We start from the raw sequence: 16,892 nt of genomic DNA on the forward strand, positions 1-16,892 counted from the left end.
GCAGGGCCGATTGTCAGTGGCGGGATCTACCGTCGTTGGCATGACTGAGCAGGGGGTGCGCTGGACCGCGGAGCAGGTGCTGGCACTGGCGCCTGACGCCGCGTCACGCAAGGCGGGGAGCAAGCTCGGCGTGGCCGGGCCGTGGTCCGAGACGGGCAGTGCCGACGAGGGGACGGTGTGGGGGCTGTGCAAGGGCAGTGGCAGCAGGCCGTATCAGACGGTCGTCGACATCGCGGACGCGGCCGGGCCGGCGTACAAGTGCACGTGCCCGAGCCGGAAGTTCCCGTGCAAGCACGCGCTCGGCCTGCTGCTGCTGTGGGCGGGCGGGGACGGCGCGGTGCCGGGGGCGGCGCAGGCACCGGACTGGGCGGAGCAGTGGATCTCGGGCAGACGTAAGCGCTCGGAGGACAAACGGGCGGGTGACGTTGGCGGTTCCGGTTCCGGGGCCGCCGATCCGGAGGCGGCCCGGCGCCGGGCGGAGCGCCGGGCCGAGCGGGTCACCGCGGGCGCGACGGAGTTGGAGCAGCGGCTGGCGGACCTGCTGCGCGGCGGCCTCGCCTCGGCGGAGTCGGCGGGGTACGGACTGTGGGAGGAGACCGCGGCCCGCATGGTCGACGCCCAGGCGCCGGGGCTGGCCGCCCGGGTGCGGGAGTTGGGGGCGATACCGGCGTCCGGGCCGGGCTGGCCGGTGCGGCTGCTGGAGGAGTGCGCGCTGCTGCACCTGCTCGACCAGGGTTGGCTGCGCCGCGAGCGGCTTCCGGACGGCCTCGCGGCGACGGTCCGCTCCCGCGTCGGTCTGCCCGCCTCGGCGGACGGCCCGCCGGTGCGCGACCGCTGGCTCGTCCTCGCCCAGTACGACACCTCCGACCCGAAGCTGACCACGCGCCGGATATGGCTGTACGGCGCCGAGTCGGGCCGTACGGCTCTGCTGCTGTCGTACGGCGCGGCCGGCCGCCCCCCGGAGCTGGCGCTGCCGGTCGGGCTGGCCCTGGACGCCGAGGTGTCCGCGTACCCGGGTGCCGGGCAGCCGCGGGCGGCGCTGGGCGAGCGGTTCGCCGCGCCCGCGCCCGCGGCGATCCGGCCGCCGGGTCTGACCACGGCCGAGTCGGCCGCGCGGTACGGCGAGGCGCTGCGGGCCGATCCCTGGCTGGACGCGGTTCCGGTCACGCTGGACCGGGTCGTCCCGGCCCCTGCCGGTGATTCCTGGCAACTGGTGGACGCCGGCACCGACTCGGCGCTCCCCCTCACTCCCACCGCCCGCTCCCGACCGGGCCTGTGGCGCCTCGTCGCCCTCTCCGGCGGCGCTCCCGTCAAGGTCTTCGGCGAGTGCGGCCACCGGGGCTTCACTCCCCTGACGGCCTGGGCGGCGGGGGTGGGAGAGGCGGTGGCGCTGTGCTGACCGGGCGAACGTACGCATATCGCCCGTCCCGAGGGACACCCGGCGTGGGTGACCGTTCAACCGCTTCGCCGCACCGCCCCCGACCGAGAGGCACGTCATGAACAGCACCCCCGCTCCGGCGGACACGCCCGTCGCGGGCGTGTGGGAGGAGCTCGTCACCGCGGCCCTGCTCGGTACCGACCGGCGTCCACCGGCCGGGGGCGCGCCCGGACGGGAGGCCCCGGTGGCGCTGTTGGACGCGGCGGCCGTGGAGACCGTACGGCGGCGGGCCGGGCTGCGTCCCGCACCGGCGGCCCGGCGGCCGGAACCGGCGCCCGAGGACCCGCGCCCCGTACTGCCCGCCCCGGCGGCGCGCAGGCTGGCGATGCTGCTGGCCGACCGCCCCGGCACGGGCGGGGGCGGCCGGCGGGGCACCTCGCCCGACCTCATGGAGCTGCTGCCCCAGTGGCTCGCGGCGGCGAACGCGCGCGGATACGCTCCGCCCCCGCAGGCGCTGCCCGCACTGCTGGACGCGGCCCGGGGCCGTACGGACCTGCGGGCGGCGGTGCTGGAGTTCGCGGGGGCGCGGGCACTGTGGCTGGCCCGGCTGAACCCGGACTGGCGGTTCGCCCTGCGCGCGGCGCCCGGTGGCGGCGCGGCGCTGCCGGCCCTGGACGACGCCGACGGGGTGCGACGGCTCTGGGAGGAGGGGCTGTTCGCCGAGCGGGTCGCGCTGCTCGCGGCGGTCCGGGCGGGCAGACCGGCGGTCGCGCGCGAGCTGCTGGCGGGCACGTGGGCGACGGAGCGCGCGGAGGACCGGCTGATGTTCCTCGACTCGCTGCGCACGGGGCTCGCCGCGGAGGACGAGCCCTTCCTGGAGCAGGCGCTGGCCGACCGCAGCCGCAACGTACGGGCGACGGCCGCCGAGTTGCTGTCCGCGCTGCCGGGATCGGCGCTCTCCGCACGGATGGCGGTGCGGGCCGGGGCCTGTGTGGCCGTCGATCACACGCGGGACAGGGCGACGATCGTGGTGGAAGTACCGCTTGAGTGCGACACGAGGATGGAGAGAGACGGTGTAGTGCCCAAACCTCCTACGGGTAGAGGAGAAAGGTCGTGGTGGCTGGGCCAGTTGGTGGAAGCGGCACCGCTCGGGACCTGGTCGGCACGGCTCGGCGGGCGCACACCTCAGGAGATCGTGGCGCTGCCGGTCGCGGACGACTGGCTGGGCGAGTTGCACGCGGCCTGGTGCCGCGCGGCGGTGCGGCAGCGGGACGCCGAGTGGTCCCGGGTGCTGCTCGGAGCGCCGTCGGCGCCCGAGGCGGGTGGCCCCGGGGCGGTCTCCCTGGCCGAGCGGGCCAAGCTGCTGGGCACGCTGGACGCGACGGAACGCGCCGCGTGGGTGGCTGGGTTCATCGCGACGCACGGGCTCTCGGAGGCGTTCCAGCTGCTCGGGATGTGCGCGGTGCCGTGGGCCGCTCCGCTCGGGCGGGCGGTGGTGGACGCCTTGAACATCGCTCGGGACGCGGGGAGTTATCCATGGAGTTTCAGTGGCGTGATGGGCCTGGCCGAGCGGTGTCTGGACCCGGCGGAGGCCTCACGACTGGACGGGCTGCTGGCGGTGCCGGACGAGTCGGAGGACGCGTCGCCGGGGGCCGGAGGGTACTGGGCGGAGGCGTTCCAGCGGCTCGTCACGACGTTGCGCCTGCGCGCGGCGATGGCGGACGAGCTGGGTGCGGCCCAGTGCCCTCGCTCGCCGGGGCACCAGGTCCCCTGACCGGCGCGCCGCCCCGGCCGGGCGAGCCGGCTCGGGTGCTACGCCTCCGCGGGCTGGCGCGCGTTCTCCCGCACCCACTCCACGATCGACGCCGTGGTGGCACCGGGTGTGAAGATCTCCGCCACACCCTTCGCCTTCAGGGGCGCGATGTCCGCCTCGGGGATGATGCCGCCGCCGAAGACCAGGATGTCCTCGGCGTCGCGCTCCTTGAGGAGGTCGATGACCGCCGCGAAGAGGGTGTTGTGGGCGCCGGAGAGGATGGACAGGCCGATCGCGTCGGCGTCCTCCTGGATCGCGGTGCCGACGATCTGCTCCGGTGTCTGGTGGAGGCCGGTGTAGATGACCTCCATACCGGCGTCGCGCAGCGCCCGCGCGATCACCTTGGCGCCGCGGTCGTGGCCGTCGAGCCCCGGCTTGGCGACCACCACGCGGATCGGACCGGCTGCCACACCCATGACTGCCTCCATGAAGCGAGAAGTGAACGAACGTTATCTACAGGATCCCGCAACCACCAGTTTCACGGCGCTGACCGAGGGGGAAATCACACGGTGGGACACGTCAGGGAGCCGCGGCGTGGTCCACGAGGTCACGAAAGGCACGTTGGGCAGGTAGGGCAGGACGCCGCGGGCGCCGCATGCCTCACGTCTCTCACGCGGGCCACTCGTGTCCCGTCGACCGCGCTTCTTGTGGCATCCCATGAGCGCACACGGGGGGCGGAGCCGTCCTCCGGCGTGCCGACAGGAGGCCGGCCATGATGGTCACCAGAGCACTCGACCCCATACTCCCGCTCTGCCGCCGTCTCGTGCCGGACAGAATCGCCGGCCTGTCCCTGGCGCTCCTGAAGGCGACCGCCCTGGAAGCCGCGATCCTCGCGGGGCATGTGCTGCTGTATCCGACCGGCATCCTCCCGGAACGCCGCTCCCCTCTCGTGGCGGTGCCGGACGGCGGCGCGAAGCTGCCGGTCCAGGAGCGGCCGCCGGTCGTCCTGCTGCACGGCTTCGTCGACAACCGCTCGGTCTTCTTGCTGCTGCGCCGCAATCTCCTCCAGCACGGCAGGCAGCGGATCGAGTCGCTCAACTACTCGCCGCTGACCCGGGACATCCGTGCCGCGGCGGAACTGCTGGGCCGGCACATAGAGGAGGTCTGCGAGCGGACCGGCAGTCCGCAGGTCGACGTGGTGGGCCACAGCCTCGGCGGGCTGATCGCTCGCTACTACGTGCAGCGGCTCGGCGGTGACCACCGGGTCCGTACGCTCGTGACGCTGGGCAGCCCGCACGGCGGCACCCGGGCCGTGCCGCTGGCGAACGCGCACCCGATCGTGCGCCAGATGCGCCCCGACTCCGAGCTGATCGAGGAGCTCACCCGGCCGGCGCCCGGCTGCCGCACGTACTTCGTCAGCTTCTGGAGCGACCTGGACTCCCTGATGGACCCGCTGGAAACCGCCCGTATCGACCATCCCGACCTGATGGCACTGAATGTGCCGGTAACGGGGATCGGGCATCTCGCCCTGCCGGTGCATCCGGCCGTCGCGGCCGGGATACGGCAGGCCCTCGACAGCGAGCGGCCGACGGCAAGGGCGGCGAAGCGCCGGAACGGCCTCACGGTCGCATCCTGATCCCGGCTCGGCCACGCGCGTACCGGGCGGTGCAACAGCCGCCCGGGACGGCCCGTTTACCGGGCCGACACCCATCCGGCTTCGAACGTCCTTCGAACACAAAGCCAAACCCGCGCCCGTCGTCCCCCGAAACACGGCCGAATGCCCGTTTCCCGCGAACGTGAAACCGGCCGAAGATTGTCGCGCCCGCGTACCGCCGGGTACAGTCGCCGCACTGCTCTGCCAGCCCCTGTTGTCGAGGCGAAAGAGAAGTTGGTGAACGACCGTCACCCGTCGGGGACCATGACCACCCCGGCTTCGGCTTCCGACGCCGCCTCCGCGCACTACGCGACCCACGGCGGCCAGGAAACCCAGTACGGCGACTTCACCACGTACGACGGGTACGGCGCCACCGGTTTCGAGACCGGCGCCCACGCCACCGCGACCTTCGATTCCGACCCGCTCTTCGGCAATCTCCCGGGCCAGGGCCACACCACCGGCGCGTACGACACCACGCAGTGGACGACCGGCGCCGGCCAGAGCGCGCACTACGACCCGTACGCGGCCCAGCACCACACCGTCTACGACTCCGGCGCCTACGACGCCACCGCCTGGACGACCGGCCAGCAGCAGTTCGCCGGCATCCCGCACCAGGCGACGTCCCCGGACGTCAGCGGCCAGTGGGAAGCGAACGCCTGGCTCCAGCCCGACCAGTCCGGGGCCGCGCCCGACCACACCCAGCAGTGGGAGTGGGGCACACAGACCTTCGACACCGGCGCGTACGACGCCACGCAGTGGAACTCCGACGGCTCCGCCGCGGCCACCGAACCCGAGCCCTTCGAGCAGTCCTTCGACCAGCAGGGGACCGCCACCTTCGAGCAGGTCTCCTACGAGGGGTACGAGGAAAACTACGAGGAGAGCTACGAGAACGACGTCGAGGCGGAACCCGTCGCGGACGGCGACGAGTTGTCCGCCACCGGTGAGTTGCCCGGCGTCGCTCCCCTGCTCGACGACCAGGAAGAGGTCACCCCGGCGCCGCCCCGGCCGGGCTCCCGCAGCGCGGCCCGCTCCCGTCGCCGTACGCCTCCCAAGCGCTCCGCCCTGCTGACCGTCGCCGTGCCCTCGGTCTGCGTGATGGGGGTGGCCGGGATCGCCGCCGCCTCCGTCGGCAGCCTGACCGACGGCGGCGGCAAGGACACCACGGCCAGCGCTTCGGACACACATGCGGTGAAACCGTCCGCCGCCAACAGCAAGCTGGACTCGCAGCTCAGGACCCTCTCCGCCGGCGCCGACGACTTCGCCGACCGGGCCAGCCGGACGCAGGAACGCATCGACCTCAAGTCCCAGCAGGAGGCCGACAAGAAGGCGGCGGCCGCGGAGGCGGCCCGCAAGGAGCGGCTGCGCCCCAAGTACGTCCTCCCGGTCACGCAGAAAGGGCTCAGCGCCTATTTCGGCCAGGCGGGCGTGAACTGGATGTCGGTGCACACCGGCATCGACTTCCCCGTCTCGTACGGCACGACGGTGATGGCGGCGACCGACGGCACCGTCTCGACGAAGTGGAACAGCGCCTACGGCAACATGCTGATCCTGACGGCGAAGGACGGCACGCAGACCTGGTACTGCCACCTCTCCAGTTACCGGGTTCCCGCCGGCACGAGCGTCAAGGCCGGTACGCCCATCGCGTACTCCGGGAACTCCGGCAACTCCACCGGCCCGCACCTGCACTTCGAGGTCCGGCCGGGCGGCGGAGCGGCCATAGACCCGCTGCCGTGGCTGCGCAGCCACGGGCTCGACCCGACGTAGGCCCCCGGGGGCCGCGCCCCCGGAACCCCGGCGCCCCGCGCCTCCTACGGCTTCTCCCTACATCCCTACAGCTTCTCCACCGGCGCGTACCGCAGCAGCAGCCGCTTGGGCTTGGTGTCGCCGAAGTCGATCGTCGCCTCGGCGTTCGCGCCCGTGCCCTTCACCCCGACGACCGTGCCGAGCCCGAACTGGTCGTGCGTCACCCGGTCCCCGACGGCCAGCGCCACCACCGGCTTCTCCGAGCTCCTGCGGGTGGCGAAGCCCGAGGCGCCCGACGCCGAGGAGCGCGAGCGGGTGGAGGACAGCGAGGCCGCCACCCCGGACGCCGGTCCGGAGGGCATCGGCGCCGCCCCTCCCTTCCGCTTCCACTCCACATGGGCGGGCGGGATCTCCTCCAGGAAGCGGGAGGGCGGGTTGTACGAGGGCTGGCCCCACGCGCTGCGCAGAGCCGACCGGGTCAGATACAGCCGCTCCCGCGCGCGCGTGATGCCGACGTACGCCAGGCGCCGCTCCTCCTCCAGCTCCTTGGTCTGGCCGAGGGCACGCATGTGCGGGAAGACGCCGTCCTCCATGCCGGTGAGGAAGACCACCGGGAACTCCAGACCCTTGGCGGTGTGCAGGGTCATCAGCGTGATGACGCCGTCGCCGTCCTCCTCGTCCGGGATCTGGTCGGAGTCGGCGACCAGCGCGACCTGCTCCAGGAAGTCGGACAGACCCACCGACTCGCCCTCACCGCGCTCCTGCTCGAACTCCAGCGCCACTGCCGCGAGTTCCTGGAGGTTCTCGATGCGGGTCTCGTCCTGCGGGTCGGTGGAGGCCTGCAACTCGGCCAGGTATCCGGTGCGTTCGAGTATGGCTTCCAGGACGGTGGCCGGGCCCGCGCCGGACTCGACGATCGTACGGAGCTCCTCCATGAGCACGTTGAACCGCTTGACCGCGTTCGTCGACCGCGCCGCCATGCCGTACGCCTCGTCGACCCGCTTCAGCGCCTGCGGGAAGCTGACCTTCTCCCGCTGGGCGAGGGCGTCGATCATCGCCTCCGCGCGCTCACCGATGCCGCGCTTGGGCACGTTCAGGATGCGGCGCAGCGGGACCGAGTCCTCGGGGTTGGCGAGGACGCGCAGGTAGGCCAGGACGTCCCGGACCTCCTTGCGCTCGTAGAAGCGGACACCGCCGACGACCTTGTAGGGCAGGCCGACGCGGATGAAGACCTCTTCGAAGACACGGGACTGGGCGTTGGTGCGGTAGAAGACGGCGACGTCCGAGGCCTTCGCCTCGCCCGCGTCCGTGAGGCGGTCTATCTCGTCGGCGACGAACTGCGCCTCGTCGTGCTCGGTGTCGGCGACATAGCCGGTGATCTGCGCGCCCGCGCCCGCGTTGGTCCACAGGTTCTTGGGGCGGCGGGACTCGTTGCGCTCGATGACCGCGTTGGCCGCGGAGAGGATCGTCTGGGTGGAGCGGTAGTTCTGCTCCAGCAGGATCGTCGTCGCGTCCGGGTAGTCCTCCTCGAACTGGAGGATGTTGCGGATGGTCGCGCCGCGGAAGGCGTAGATCGACTGGTCGGCGTCACCGACCACGCACAGCTCGGCGGGCGTCAGGTCGTCCGGGCCGGGCGGCACGTCCGCCGGGTGCGCCGGATGCTCGGAGGTGCCGACGAGCTCCCGCACGAGGGCGTACTGGGCGTGGTTGGTGTCCTGGTACTCGTCGACCAGGACGTGACGGAAGCGGCGGCGGTAGTGCTCGGCGACGTCCGGGAAGGCGCGGAGCAGGTTGACCGTCGTCATGATCAGGTCGTCGAAGTCGAGCGCGTTGGCCTCGCGCAGCCGCGACTGGTACAGGGCGTAGGCCTGGGCGAGGGTCTTCTCGAAGCCGTCGGCGGCCTGGGCGGCGAAGTCCTCCTCGTCGATCAGCTCGTTCTTCAGGTTGGAGATCTTGGCGCTGAAGGACTTCGGCGGGAAGCGCTTGGGATCGAGCTCCAGGTCGCGGCAGACCAGGGCCATCAGCCGCTTGGAGTCGGCGGCGTCGTAGATCGAGAACGACGACGTGAAGCCGAGCCTCTTGCTCTCCCGGCGCAGGATGCGCACGCACGCGCTGTGGAAGGTCATCACCCACATCGCGTTCGCGCGCGGGCCGACGAGCTGCTCGACGCGCTCCTTCATCTCGCCGGCGGCCTTGTTGGTGAAGGTGATCGCGAGGATCTGGCCGGGGTGGACGCCTCGCTCGCCGAGCAGGTGGGCGATGCGGTGGGTGAGCACGCGGGTCTTGCCGGAACCGGCGCCGGCCACGATGAGCAGCGGGGAGCCGGCGTGGACGACGGCCGCGCGCTGGTTCTCGTTCAGCCCGTCCAGGAGCGCGGCGGCGTCGATCGCCGGGCGTGGGGCGCCGTCACGGTAGTACCCGTCCCGGTCCGGTGGCACATCGAACTTCCCGCCGAACAGATCGTCCGGAACCGGCTCCGGAGCGTGATCGTCCTCGGGCGGCGGCGGGGGTTCCTCCTCGTGCCCACGAGGGGTCTGGAGGTCCGCCAGGAAGCTGTCGTCAAAGAGGCTGCTCATCGCTCTCCGAGTCTAGGGCGCCCCACCGACAACCGGCCGCCACCCTCGGAACTTGGCCGGCGGACGATCCCCTCACCCTGCGGAACCGCATGGTCACAAGAGCGACACGCGTGTCCCGTGTCACGAAAATGTATCGGACATATAGTGCACCAACCTTCACATGAGTCACACGAGTTGGCTAGCGTTCGGCCAGGCCGCTCGACCCCCACCGGCGAACCTCGCCGGGCCGCGCGGCCTCCGCCGAGTCCGGTGCGCCCCTTACGGCAGCCGGAGCCGGGGACCCACCGAGACCTTGGGGTGAATCGGCCCGCCCTCCCCACCGGGGACGACGGCCGTAGGGCAACCCTTCCGAACCACCCGCCCGAACCCGACAGCTAACCCGGTAGGCGGAGCATTGGAAGGAGTCGCCTCCCTTGGCGTCGCACCGCAAGCGCCCCTCGGGTGGGGCAGGCATACGCAAGCCCGCCCTCGCCACCGCCGCCCTCACCTCCGTCGCCCTGCTCTCCCAGACGGCCAACGCCACCCCCTCGACCCCCTCCACCGACAACAAGCCGAGCATGGAAGAGGTCGAGAAGAAGGTCGACGACCTGTACCGGCAGGCGGGGTCGGCGACCGAGAAGTACAACGCGGCCAAGGAGACGACCGGCAAGCAGCGCCGGCGAGTCGACACCCTCCTCGACGAAGTGGCCAAGCGCACGGAGAAGCTGAACAAGGCGCGCGAGAAGCTGGGTTCGTTCGCCGCGGCCCAGTACCGGACCGGGGCCGCCGCCCCCGACACCGCCACCTTCCTGCTCGCGGACACCCCGCAGGACTACTTCGACCAGACCCAGCTGATGAGCCGGCTGACCAAGCGGGAGAAGGGCGCGGTCGACGACTACGTCACCGAGCAGTCCGCGACCATGAAGAAGCGTCAGGAGGCCACCCAGAGCCTCGAGACGCTGACCGACTCCCAGCACGACCTCCAGGCCGCCAAGTCGACCGTCCAGAAGAAGCTCTCCACCGCGCGTGAGCTGCTGTCCACGCTGACGGCGCAGGAGAAGGCGCGGCTCGCGGCGATCGAGAAGCAGAAGCAGGAGGAGGCCGCGCGCAAGGCGGCGGAGCTCGCGAAGGAGCAGGCGGCGGCGCAGGCAGCCGCGCAGGCGAAGGCACAGCAGCAGAACAGCGGCTCGTCGGACACGTCGACCTCGACGGGTTCCTCGTCGGGCTCGTCCACGTCGACCTCGCCGTCCACGCCGACCTCCTCGTCCTCCGCCAAGGCCGCGAAGGCGATCGCGTTCGCCCGCGCGCAGATCGGCAAGCCGTACGTCTGGGGCGCCACCGGCCCCGGCTCCTACGACTGCTCCGGCCTCACCCAGGCCGCCTGGAGAGCCGCCGGCGTCAGCCTGCCACGCACCACCTACGACCAGGTCAATGCCGGCACCACGGTCTCCCTCGCCAACGCCCAGCCCGGTGATCTGGTCTTCTTCTACGACGATGTGAGCCACGTCGGCGTCTACATCGGCAACGGCATGATGATCCACGCCCCCAAGCCCGGCGCCTACGTCCGTGAGGAGTCGATCTACTACGGCGGCGAATCGATCATCCACAGCGTGGTGCGTCCGGCCTGAGCCGGCGGGGCCCTAGCATCGGGCTCATGCCCGGCCCCTACTCACCTATACGCGTCTGGTGGGCTCGGCGTTCACCGGCGGCCGGTGCCGCTGTCATGGCGACCGGGATCGTGTCGGTGGGGTTGCAGCTGATCGGTCACGAGGTGCTGTCCCGGGTCGCCCTGGGGCTGGCCTGCGCCGCCTGGCTGGGGTTCGCGGCCGGTTTCACCCTGCGGCTGCTGCGCGAGCGGGAGCGGTGGGCGGCGGAGGCGGAGACGCCGAGCGCGCTCACCGCGGTGGCCGCCACGGCGGTGCTGGGCACCCGGTTCTCACTGCTGGGCCGGCCGGTCCTGGCCGAGGCGCTGCTCGCGCCGGCGGTCGTGCTCTGGCCCGTGCTGCTCGTCCTCGTCGTTCGGCGGTGGGAGCGGCGTATGCCGGGGGCGGTGTTCCTGGGCTGTGTGGCCACGGAGTCGATCGCCGCGCTGGGTGCCGTGCTGGCCGCGGCGACGGCCACGGCGTGGCTCGCGCACACCGCGCTCGTGCTGTTCTGGCTGGGACTGGTGTTCTACGGGTTGGCCCTGGCCCGGTTCGATCCGCGGCAGCTGCTGGAGGGTGCCGGGGACCAGTGGATCGGCGGCGGCGCGCTCGCCGTGTCGGCGCTGGCCGGGGCGCGCCTGGTCTCCGCCGACGACACGCCCCTGTACCTGTGGAGCCGCGACGACCAGGGCGTCCTGCGCGCCGTGACGGTCGCGCTGCTCGTGCTGGACTGGGCCTGGTACGCCGCCCTGCTGGTCACGGAGGCGGTGCGGCCACGTCCGGGCTACGACGTGCGCCGCTGGTCGACGGTGTTCCCGATGGGCATGACCGCGGCGGGCACGCTGTCGGTCGGCACCGCCCTCGGGGTCCCGTGGCTGCGGGGGCCCGGGGTGGTGCTGGTGTGGATCTCGGTGGCGGCGTGGCTCGTGGTCGCCGTGGGCGCGGTCAGGTCCACAGCACGGCGATGAAGATGTTCGCCGTGGTCAGCAGGCCGACCAGCCCGAAGAGGTTCTTGTCGACCCGCTCCTCGTCCCGCTTCACGTAGACCAGCCCGAGGATCACGATCAGCAGGGCCAGCTTCACACCGATCTTGATGGTGTTGACGTGGTGGTCGTCGGCCTCGTTCAGCCCGACCAGGATCACGCCGGTCGCCAGCATGGTGAAGGCGCCGTGCAGCATGGCCGGGACGAAGCGGGCCTCGCCGCGTCCCATCGCCTTCATCTGGGTCAGGAAGCCGCCGAGGAGCGCGGCGATGCCGACGATGTGCAGGCCGACGAAGAGATGGATGAGTACGTCCATGAGGTCGGAGCCTAATGGGCCGCATATATGCGCCCCATAGCACCCCATGGCCGGCGCACACCCGGGAAACCGCCGCATCGGTCAGTGCGCTGCCCGAAGTCGGCGACTGTGGGCCGGGAGCGCGGTCAGGTACGGACATCTGGCGACCCTGTGAGGTCAGTTGCGTACATTGCGTTACAAAGCCGTCACTGTGGGGCCTAGCGTCCTCCTCCAGGTGACCGGCTCCCCAACGCCGCCCGGGCCAGGGGCGGCAGTCGGACACCACCGCCAAGAAGGTCCGGCGGCGGCCCGTTCCCCCTGTGCGGGCCGCCGCCGGACGCGTAAACCGCTCCCCACGGCGGTCGTACGAGAGGACATGACGGTCCAGGTGGCAGCGCACCGCAAGCCAAGACAGCGCCCGCTCAGCGGCAACACCGCCCGCACGGCGGCCACCATCGCCCTGGCGGGCGCGGCGACCGCGACGGGCTTCGACGGGACCGGGCACGCCGCGCCGCAGCTGACACCGGCCGAGGTCAGGGCCAAGGTCGACAAGCTGTACCAGGAGGCGGAGGTCGCCACCGAGAAGTACAACGGCGTCCAGGAGCAGGCGGACACGGCCCAGCGGCGGCTGAACACGCTGCGGGACCAGGCCGCCCGCAAGCAGGAGAAGCTGAACTCCGCCCGTGACGCGCTCGGTTCCGTCGCCACGGCGCAGTACCGGGCCGGCGGCATCGATCCGGCGCTACAGCTGATGCTGTCCGACGACCCCGACCAGTACCTGGACGGGGCCGCGTTCGCCGAACGCGCCGGCGACCGGCAGGCGCACGCCGTGGCGCGGGTACGGAAGCGCCTGCGGGAGATCGAGCAGCTGCGGGGCGCCGCCCACGTCGAGCTGACCTCGCTCAGGTCCAGGCAGGCGGAGCTGGAGCGGCAGAAGAAGACCGTCACCGGGAAGCTGGCCGAGGCGCGGCGGCTGCTGTCCCAACTGCCCGCGCGGGACCGCACGCCGGCCCCTCCGGCCGCAGACGAGGCCATTCCGACGGCCCCGAACTCACGCGCCGCGGCGGCCGTCGCGTACGCCTACCAGAAACTCGGCAGCCCCTACGTATGGGGCGCGACCGGCCCCCACGCCTTCGACTGCTCGGGCCTCGCCCAGGCGGCCTACCGCTCCGCCGGCATCTCCCTGCCCCGCACGACCTACGCCCAGATCAACGCGGGCCGCCGCGTCTCCCGCTCCGAACTCGCCCCCGGAGACCTGGTGTTCTTCTACTCCGGCATCAGCCACGTCGGCATCTACGTGGGCAACGGCCAGATGATCCACGCCCCCAACCCGTCGGCCCCGGTAAGGCTGGCCCCGATCGACGAGATGCCGTTCGCGGGGGCTACGCGGGTGGCGTGAGGACGGTTGGGGCGTACGCGACGAACGCGGCCCAGGCCTGTCCGGCGACCGTGAACCGGGGGCTGTCGGGGCCGAGTTTCGAGTCCCGGACGTGGACGGTGTGGGGGCAGGGGGCGACTTCGAGGCAGGCGCCGCCTTGGCTGTCGCTGTAGCTGGACTTGTACCAGGCCAAGGGTTCGCTCATTTTTACTCCGCCACCTTTCTGATGAACGTGGCCGACTCTTCCACGCTGAGGCAGTGCATGCGGATCATTGCATGAGCCTGAGTCAGCGCACTCACCTTGCTGGGGCTGGCATGCAGAACGCTGACCTCCGGCGCCTCGATGTACCCATAGTGCTCGTGCTCAGGCGTCTCCAACAGAACGATGCTGCCGTTGAGGGCAACACCGCTACAGCGCCCAAAGGGCAGGACCTGGATCGACACGTTACGGAGCTCACCTACTTCCAACAGGTGCCGGAACTGCTCACCCATCACCTCTGTCCCACCCACACACGTGCGGAGGGCTGCCTCGTAGATCACGAACCCGTACATCACCCCGACCTTGCGCCGCAGCGCGTCGGCCCTGCGAAGCCTGGCAGCCACGCGTTCGTGGACCGTCTCGTCATCAAGAGGCGGTGAGCTGTCGCCGATCAGCGCCCGCGCGTACGCCTCTGTCTGCAACAAGCCCGGAATCAGCAGAGGCTCGTACCACGAGACGGCGATCGCCTCTGCCTCAAGGACCATGAACTCCTGCGACCGCGCCGGGAACGGTTCCGGCTTCAGGTACTCCTGCGCCGCGACGAGCTTCCCGCCCGCCCCGCACACCTGATCCGCGATCTGCAACAACCGCAGTGTGGGCCGGCGGCGGCCGTTCTCCATCGACTTGACGTACTCGTAGTCGTAACCGGCCTCCTTGGCCAGCGCCTCCCGGCCGATGCCGGCCTCCGCGCGCCACAGCTTGATCTGGCTGCCGCAGTACCGCCACGCGGTCGGCGGTTGGGAGTTCACCTCGGTCGTCACGCACACCTCCACCGGGTCCACGACAGGTACCACCACCCTCTGTACCCGCACGGTTACTCGTGAGATTACGCGCGCCCCAGGAGCGTGATCTGGCACAACGTCAGAACTTCCACGCAAGGGATGAACAGCGCATGCACACCCCGTGGCCCCCACTGCCCACGACGGCCGCCCCGAAGGACATCGAGTGGCGGCTGCCGCGTCATGCCCGAAGCGCGGGCAGGGCACGCGCGCTGTTCCGCGAACAGGCGGCGTCCTGGGGGCTCCCGCAGGACGTGACGGACACGGCGGAACTCCTCCTGAGCGAGCTGATGACGAACGCGTACCGCCATGCGAAGGTCCCGGCCGGCCGCGAGATCGGGGCCCGCTGCGCGGTCACGGAGGACCGCCTCCGCGTCACGGTGACGGACGCGAGCGCAACCCTCCCATCCCCGGGCACGGCCTCCCCGGACGACGAGTCGGGCCGGGGCCTCGCGCTGGTGGCGGCGCTGGCGGACGACTGGGGCGCAGCGGGCAGGGAGTGCGGCATCGGCAAGGAGGTGTGGTTCGAACTCGCCACCGGTCCGGGCTGTTAGGCCGGGGACGCGCCGAGGAATCTCAGCACCGCGAGGACGCGCCGGTGGTCGGCGTCGGCGGTGGGCAGGTCGAGTTTGGCGAAGATGTTGTTGATGTGCTTGGCGACCGCGCTGTCGCTGACCACCAGGGCCTCGGCGATCCCGGCGTTGGAGCGCCCTTCGGCCATCAGCGCCAGCACCTCCCGTTCACGCGGTGTCAGCCGCTCCAATGGGTCGCTGTGGCGGCGCAGCAGTAACTGGGCGACGACCTCGGGGTCCAGCGCCGTGCCGCCGTCCGTCACGCGCCGCACCGCGGCGATGAACTCCTCTACCTCGGCGACGCGTTGCTTGAGCAGGTAGCCGACTCCGCTGGTGTTGGCGGTCAGCAGATCGGCCGCGTACCGCTCCTCCACGTACTGCGAGAGCAGAACCACCGCCGTTCCGGGCCATTGGCGACGGATCACCAACGCGGCGCGCACCCCCTCGTCGGTGAAGCCCGGTGGCATCCGGACGTCGACCAGGGCGAGTTCGGGCCGGTGCTGCTCGACGGCGGTCAACAGGGCGTCCGCGTCGTCCACGTCGGCCGCGATCTCGAAGCCGGCCATCTCGAGCACCTTGACGAGCCCGACACGCAGCAGCACCGAGTCCTCGGCGATCACGGCTCGCACGGCAGCTCCACGGCGATGGTGGTCGGGCCCCCGGCGGGGCTGCTGACGCGGAACGATCCGTCGACGGAGCCGACGCGTTTGGCCAGTCCGCTCAGCCCACTGCCGGCGGAGGCGTCGGCGCCGCCGATCCCGTCGTCGGTGACGTTCACGCGCAGCACCTTCCCGATCCGTTTCACGGTCACCTCCGCGCTCGTGGCGCGGGCGTGCTTGGTGACATTGGTCAACGCCTCGGAGACCACGAAGTAGGCGACCGACTCCACGGTGGGCGCCGCCCGCTCTTCGATGTCGACTCGTAGGCGCACCGGCAACGGTACCCGGGCGGCCAGGCCGGACAACGCCGCGTCCAGCCCGCGGTCTTCGAGGACCGCGGGGTGCAACCCGCGCACGAGGTCGTTGAGTTCGGCGATGGCCTCCTTCGCCTCCCGGTGCGCCTCGTCGATCACGGTGCGGGCATCGTCCGGCAGGTCGGTGAGGGTGGCCTTGGCCAGTCCCAGATTGACCGCGAGGGAGACCAGGCGCTGCTGGGTGCCGTCGTGCAGATCGCGCTCGATGCGGCGGCGCTCGGTGTCGACGGCTTCGATCAGATCGGTGCGGCTTTCGGCCAGGTGCTCGACCCGCTGCTGAAGCCGCTGGCTCCGGCTGGGCCCGAGCAGCGCGAGCGCGAGTCGGGTCTCGGACCGGGCCGTCGCACCGGCCAGCCAGGGCGCGCCGCACAGCAGCACGACGCCGCCGACGGTGTAGTACAGCGCCTGCGTCGTATAGGCGAACTCGGTCAGACGTACCTCTAGCGGCAGCGCCCAGGCCCACGCGTAGACGGTCGCGCCCGCCACGCCTGCGGCCCACACCGCGAGCACCAGCAGTTCCAGCACCGCCAGGAACGGCCCGAGCAGGAGGTGGTATCCGGCCTGCCGCCAGGTCTGGGGGGAGGACAGCCACCGCAGGGCCCGCCTCGGCAGCCATCGTTCCGGCGTCGGTGTCAGCCGGAGGACCTCCACGCCGAGTAGCGATCGGTAACGGATTCTCTGCACAACGGTGAGCGTCGGGGCGACGACGAGGAACAGCGCGAACGGTATCGGGACCACGGCCCACGCGTTCGCCTCCACGACGCTCGTCACGCCCCAGCTCCACAGCGGCACCAGAGCAAGGTGCAGTGGAATCCCGGCCGCCACGAAACCGGTGTCCCGCCGCGCTCGAAGAGACGCGCGTCGCAGCGTCCGGGAAGTCCTCATGGCTCGACGGTAAAGCGCCAGGTTATGGACATGCCATGCACC

Annotated in this window: 15 protein-coding genes and 1 riboswitch; of the genes, 8 read left to right on the top strand and 7 right to left on the bottom strand. The window is 71.5% G+C overall.

Annotation, left to right across the window (positions count from 1 at the left end):
- The first annotated feature begins 40 nt into the window (after window positions 1-40).
- Both ABZ915_RS27710 and ABZ915_RS27715 read left to right on the top strand, forming a co-directional pair.
- Window positions 41-1,399 (top strand): SWIM zinc finger family protein, encoded by a 1,359-nt coding sequence (locus ABZ915_RS27710; RefSeq protein ID WP_361808690.1) that lies wholly within the window; start codon window positions 41-43, stop codon window positions 1,397-1,399.
- Between the two features lie 97 nt (window positions 1,400-1,496).
- Window positions 1,497-3,152, top strand: a complete 1,656-nt coding sequence (locus tag ABZ915_RS27715) for a DUF5691 domain-containing protein (protein WP_361808693.1) — start codon at window positions 1,497-1,499, stop codon at window positions 3,150-3,152.
- 38 nt (window positions 3,153-3,190) lie between these two features.
- Here the strand turns inward: ABZ915_RS27715 and ABZ915_RS27720 are convergent, their stop codons facing one another.
- Window positions 3,191-3,607: a cobalamin B12-binding domain-containing protein gene (locus ABZ915_RS27720; RefSeq protein ID WP_361808696.1), complete on the bottom strand. Its 417-nt coding sequence runs from the start codon at window positions 3,605-3,607 to the stop codon at window positions 3,191-3,193.
- Between the two features lie 296 nt (window positions 3,608-3,903).
- On the opposite strand from ABZ915_RS27720, the gene ABZ915_RS27725 reads away from it, so the two are divergent.
- Together ABZ915_RS27725 and ABZ915_RS27730 are read left to right on the top strand one after the other, a co-directional pair.
- A complete protein-coding gene (locus ABZ915_RS27725; RefSeq protein ID WP_361808699.1) occupies window positions 3,904-4,767 on the top strand; it encodes an alpha/beta fold hydrolase in 864 nt (287 codons plus the stop codon).
- Between the two features lie 255 nt (window positions 4,768-5,022).
- Window positions 5,023-6,549, top strand: a complete 1,527-nt coding sequence (locus ABZ915_RS27730) for a M23 family metallopeptidase (protein WP_361808702.1) — start codon at window positions 5,023-5,025, stop codon at window positions 6,547-6,549.
- A gap of 65 nt (window positions 6,550-6,614) precedes the next feature.
- Here the strand turns inward: ABZ915_RS27730 and pcrA are convergent, their stop codons facing one another.
- Window positions 6,615-9,104: a DNA helicase PcrA gene (pcrA, locus tag ABZ915_RS27735; protein ID WP_361808704.1), complete on the bottom strand. Its 2,490-nt coding sequence runs from the start codon at window positions 9,102-9,104 to the stop codon at window positions 6,615-6,617.
- A gap of 228 nt (window positions 9,105-9,332) precedes the next feature.
- A riboswitch (cyclic di-AMP (ydaO/yuaA leader) is annotated at window positions 9,333-9,510 on the top strand.
- Between the two features lie 7 nt (window positions 9,511-9,517).
- Between pcrA and ABZ915_RS27740 the strand changes: the two genes are divergently transcribed.
- Both ABZ915_RS27740 and ABZ915_RS27745 read left to right on the top strand, forming a co-directional pair.
- The gene (locus ABZ915_RS27740; RefSeq protein ID WP_361808707.1) at window positions 9,518-10,711 is read left to right on the top strand and encodes an NlpC/P60 family protein; all 1,194 of its coding nucleotides are present in this window, start codon (window positions 9,518-9,520) and stop codon (window positions 10,709-10,711) included.
- Window positions 10,712-10,737: 26 nt separating this feature from the next.
- Window positions 10,738-11,694 carry a tellurite resistance/C4-dicarboxylate transporter family protein gene (locus ABZ915_RS27745; protein ID WP_361808710.1) on the top strand — a complete coding sequence of 319 codons (957 nt, stop codon included), beginning with the start codon at window positions 10,738-10,740 and terminating at the stop codon, window positions 11,692-11,694.
- On the opposite strand, the gene ABZ915_RS27750 is transcribed toward ABZ915_RS27745, so the two are convergent.
- Window positions 11,672-12,025 (bottom strand): hypothetical protein, encoded by a 354-nt coding sequence (locus tag ABZ915_RS27750; RefSeq protein ID WP_361808713.1) that lies wholly within the window; start codon window positions 12,023-12,025, stop codon window positions 11,672-11,674. The genes ABZ915_RS27745 and ABZ915_RS27750 overlap by 23 nt on opposite strands.
- Before the next feature lie 367 nt (window positions 12,026-12,392).
- Between ABZ915_RS27750 and ABZ915_RS27755 the strand changes: the two genes are divergently transcribed.
- Window positions 12,393-13,403, top strand: coding sequence for an NlpC/P60 family protein (locus ABZ915_RS27755; RefSeq protein WP_361809100.1), 1,011 nt, complete (start codon window positions 12,393-12,395; stop codon window positions 13,401-13,403).
- Here the strand turns inward: ABZ915_RS27755 and ABZ915_RS27760 are convergent.
- Complete coding sequence (locus tag ABZ915_RS27760; protein ID WP_361808716.1) at window positions 13,387-13,587, bottom strand: DUF397 domain-containing protein; 201 nt, start codon at window positions 13,585-13,587, stop codon at window positions 13,387-13,389. The two genes, ABZ915_RS27755 and ABZ915_RS27760, sit on opposite strands and share 17 nt — an antisense overlap.
- A 2-nt stretch (window positions 13,588-13,589) precedes the next feature.
- Entirely contained in the window at window positions 13,590-14,402 is an 813-nt protein-coding gene (locus tag ABZ915_RS27765) for a helix-turn-helix transcriptional regulator (protein ID WP_361808719.1), read from the bottom strand.
- A 131-nt stretch (window positions 14,403-14,533) separates the two neighbouring features.
- On the opposite strand from ABZ915_RS27765, the gene ABZ915_RS27770 reads away from it, so the two are divergent.
- A complete protein-coding gene (locus ABZ915_RS27770) occupies window positions 14,534-14,974 on the top strand; it encodes an ATP-binding protein (protein ID WP_361808722.1) in 441 nt (146 codons plus the stop codon).
- Here the strand turns inward: ABZ915_RS27770 and ABZ915_RS27775 are convergent.
- Both ABZ915_RS27775 and ABZ915_RS27780 read right to left on the bottom strand, forming a co-directional pair.
- On the bottom strand, window positions 14,971-15,621 hold the full coding sequence (locus ABZ915_RS27775) for a response regulator transcription factor (RefSeq protein WP_361808724.1): 651 nt from the start codon (window positions 15,619-15,621) through the stop codon (window positions 14,971-14,973). The two genes, ABZ915_RS27770 and ABZ915_RS27775, sit on opposite strands and share 4 nt — an antisense overlap.
- Window positions 15,609-16,850, bottom strand: a complete 1,242-nt coding sequence (locus ABZ915_RS27780; RefSeq protein WP_361808727.1) for a histidine kinase — start codon at window positions 16,848-16,850, stop codon at window positions 15,609-15,611. Before ABZ915_RS27780 ends, ABZ915_RS27775 begins: the two co-directional genes overlap by 13 nt.
- Window positions 16,851-16,892: the final 42 nt, after the last annotated feature.

The sequence above is a fragment of the Streptomyces sp. NPDC046915 genome (assembly GCF_040644935.1).
In the GTDB taxonomy this organism is placed as follows: domain Bacteria; phylum Actinomycetota; class Actinomycetes; order Streptomycetales; family Streptomycetaceae; genus Streptomyces.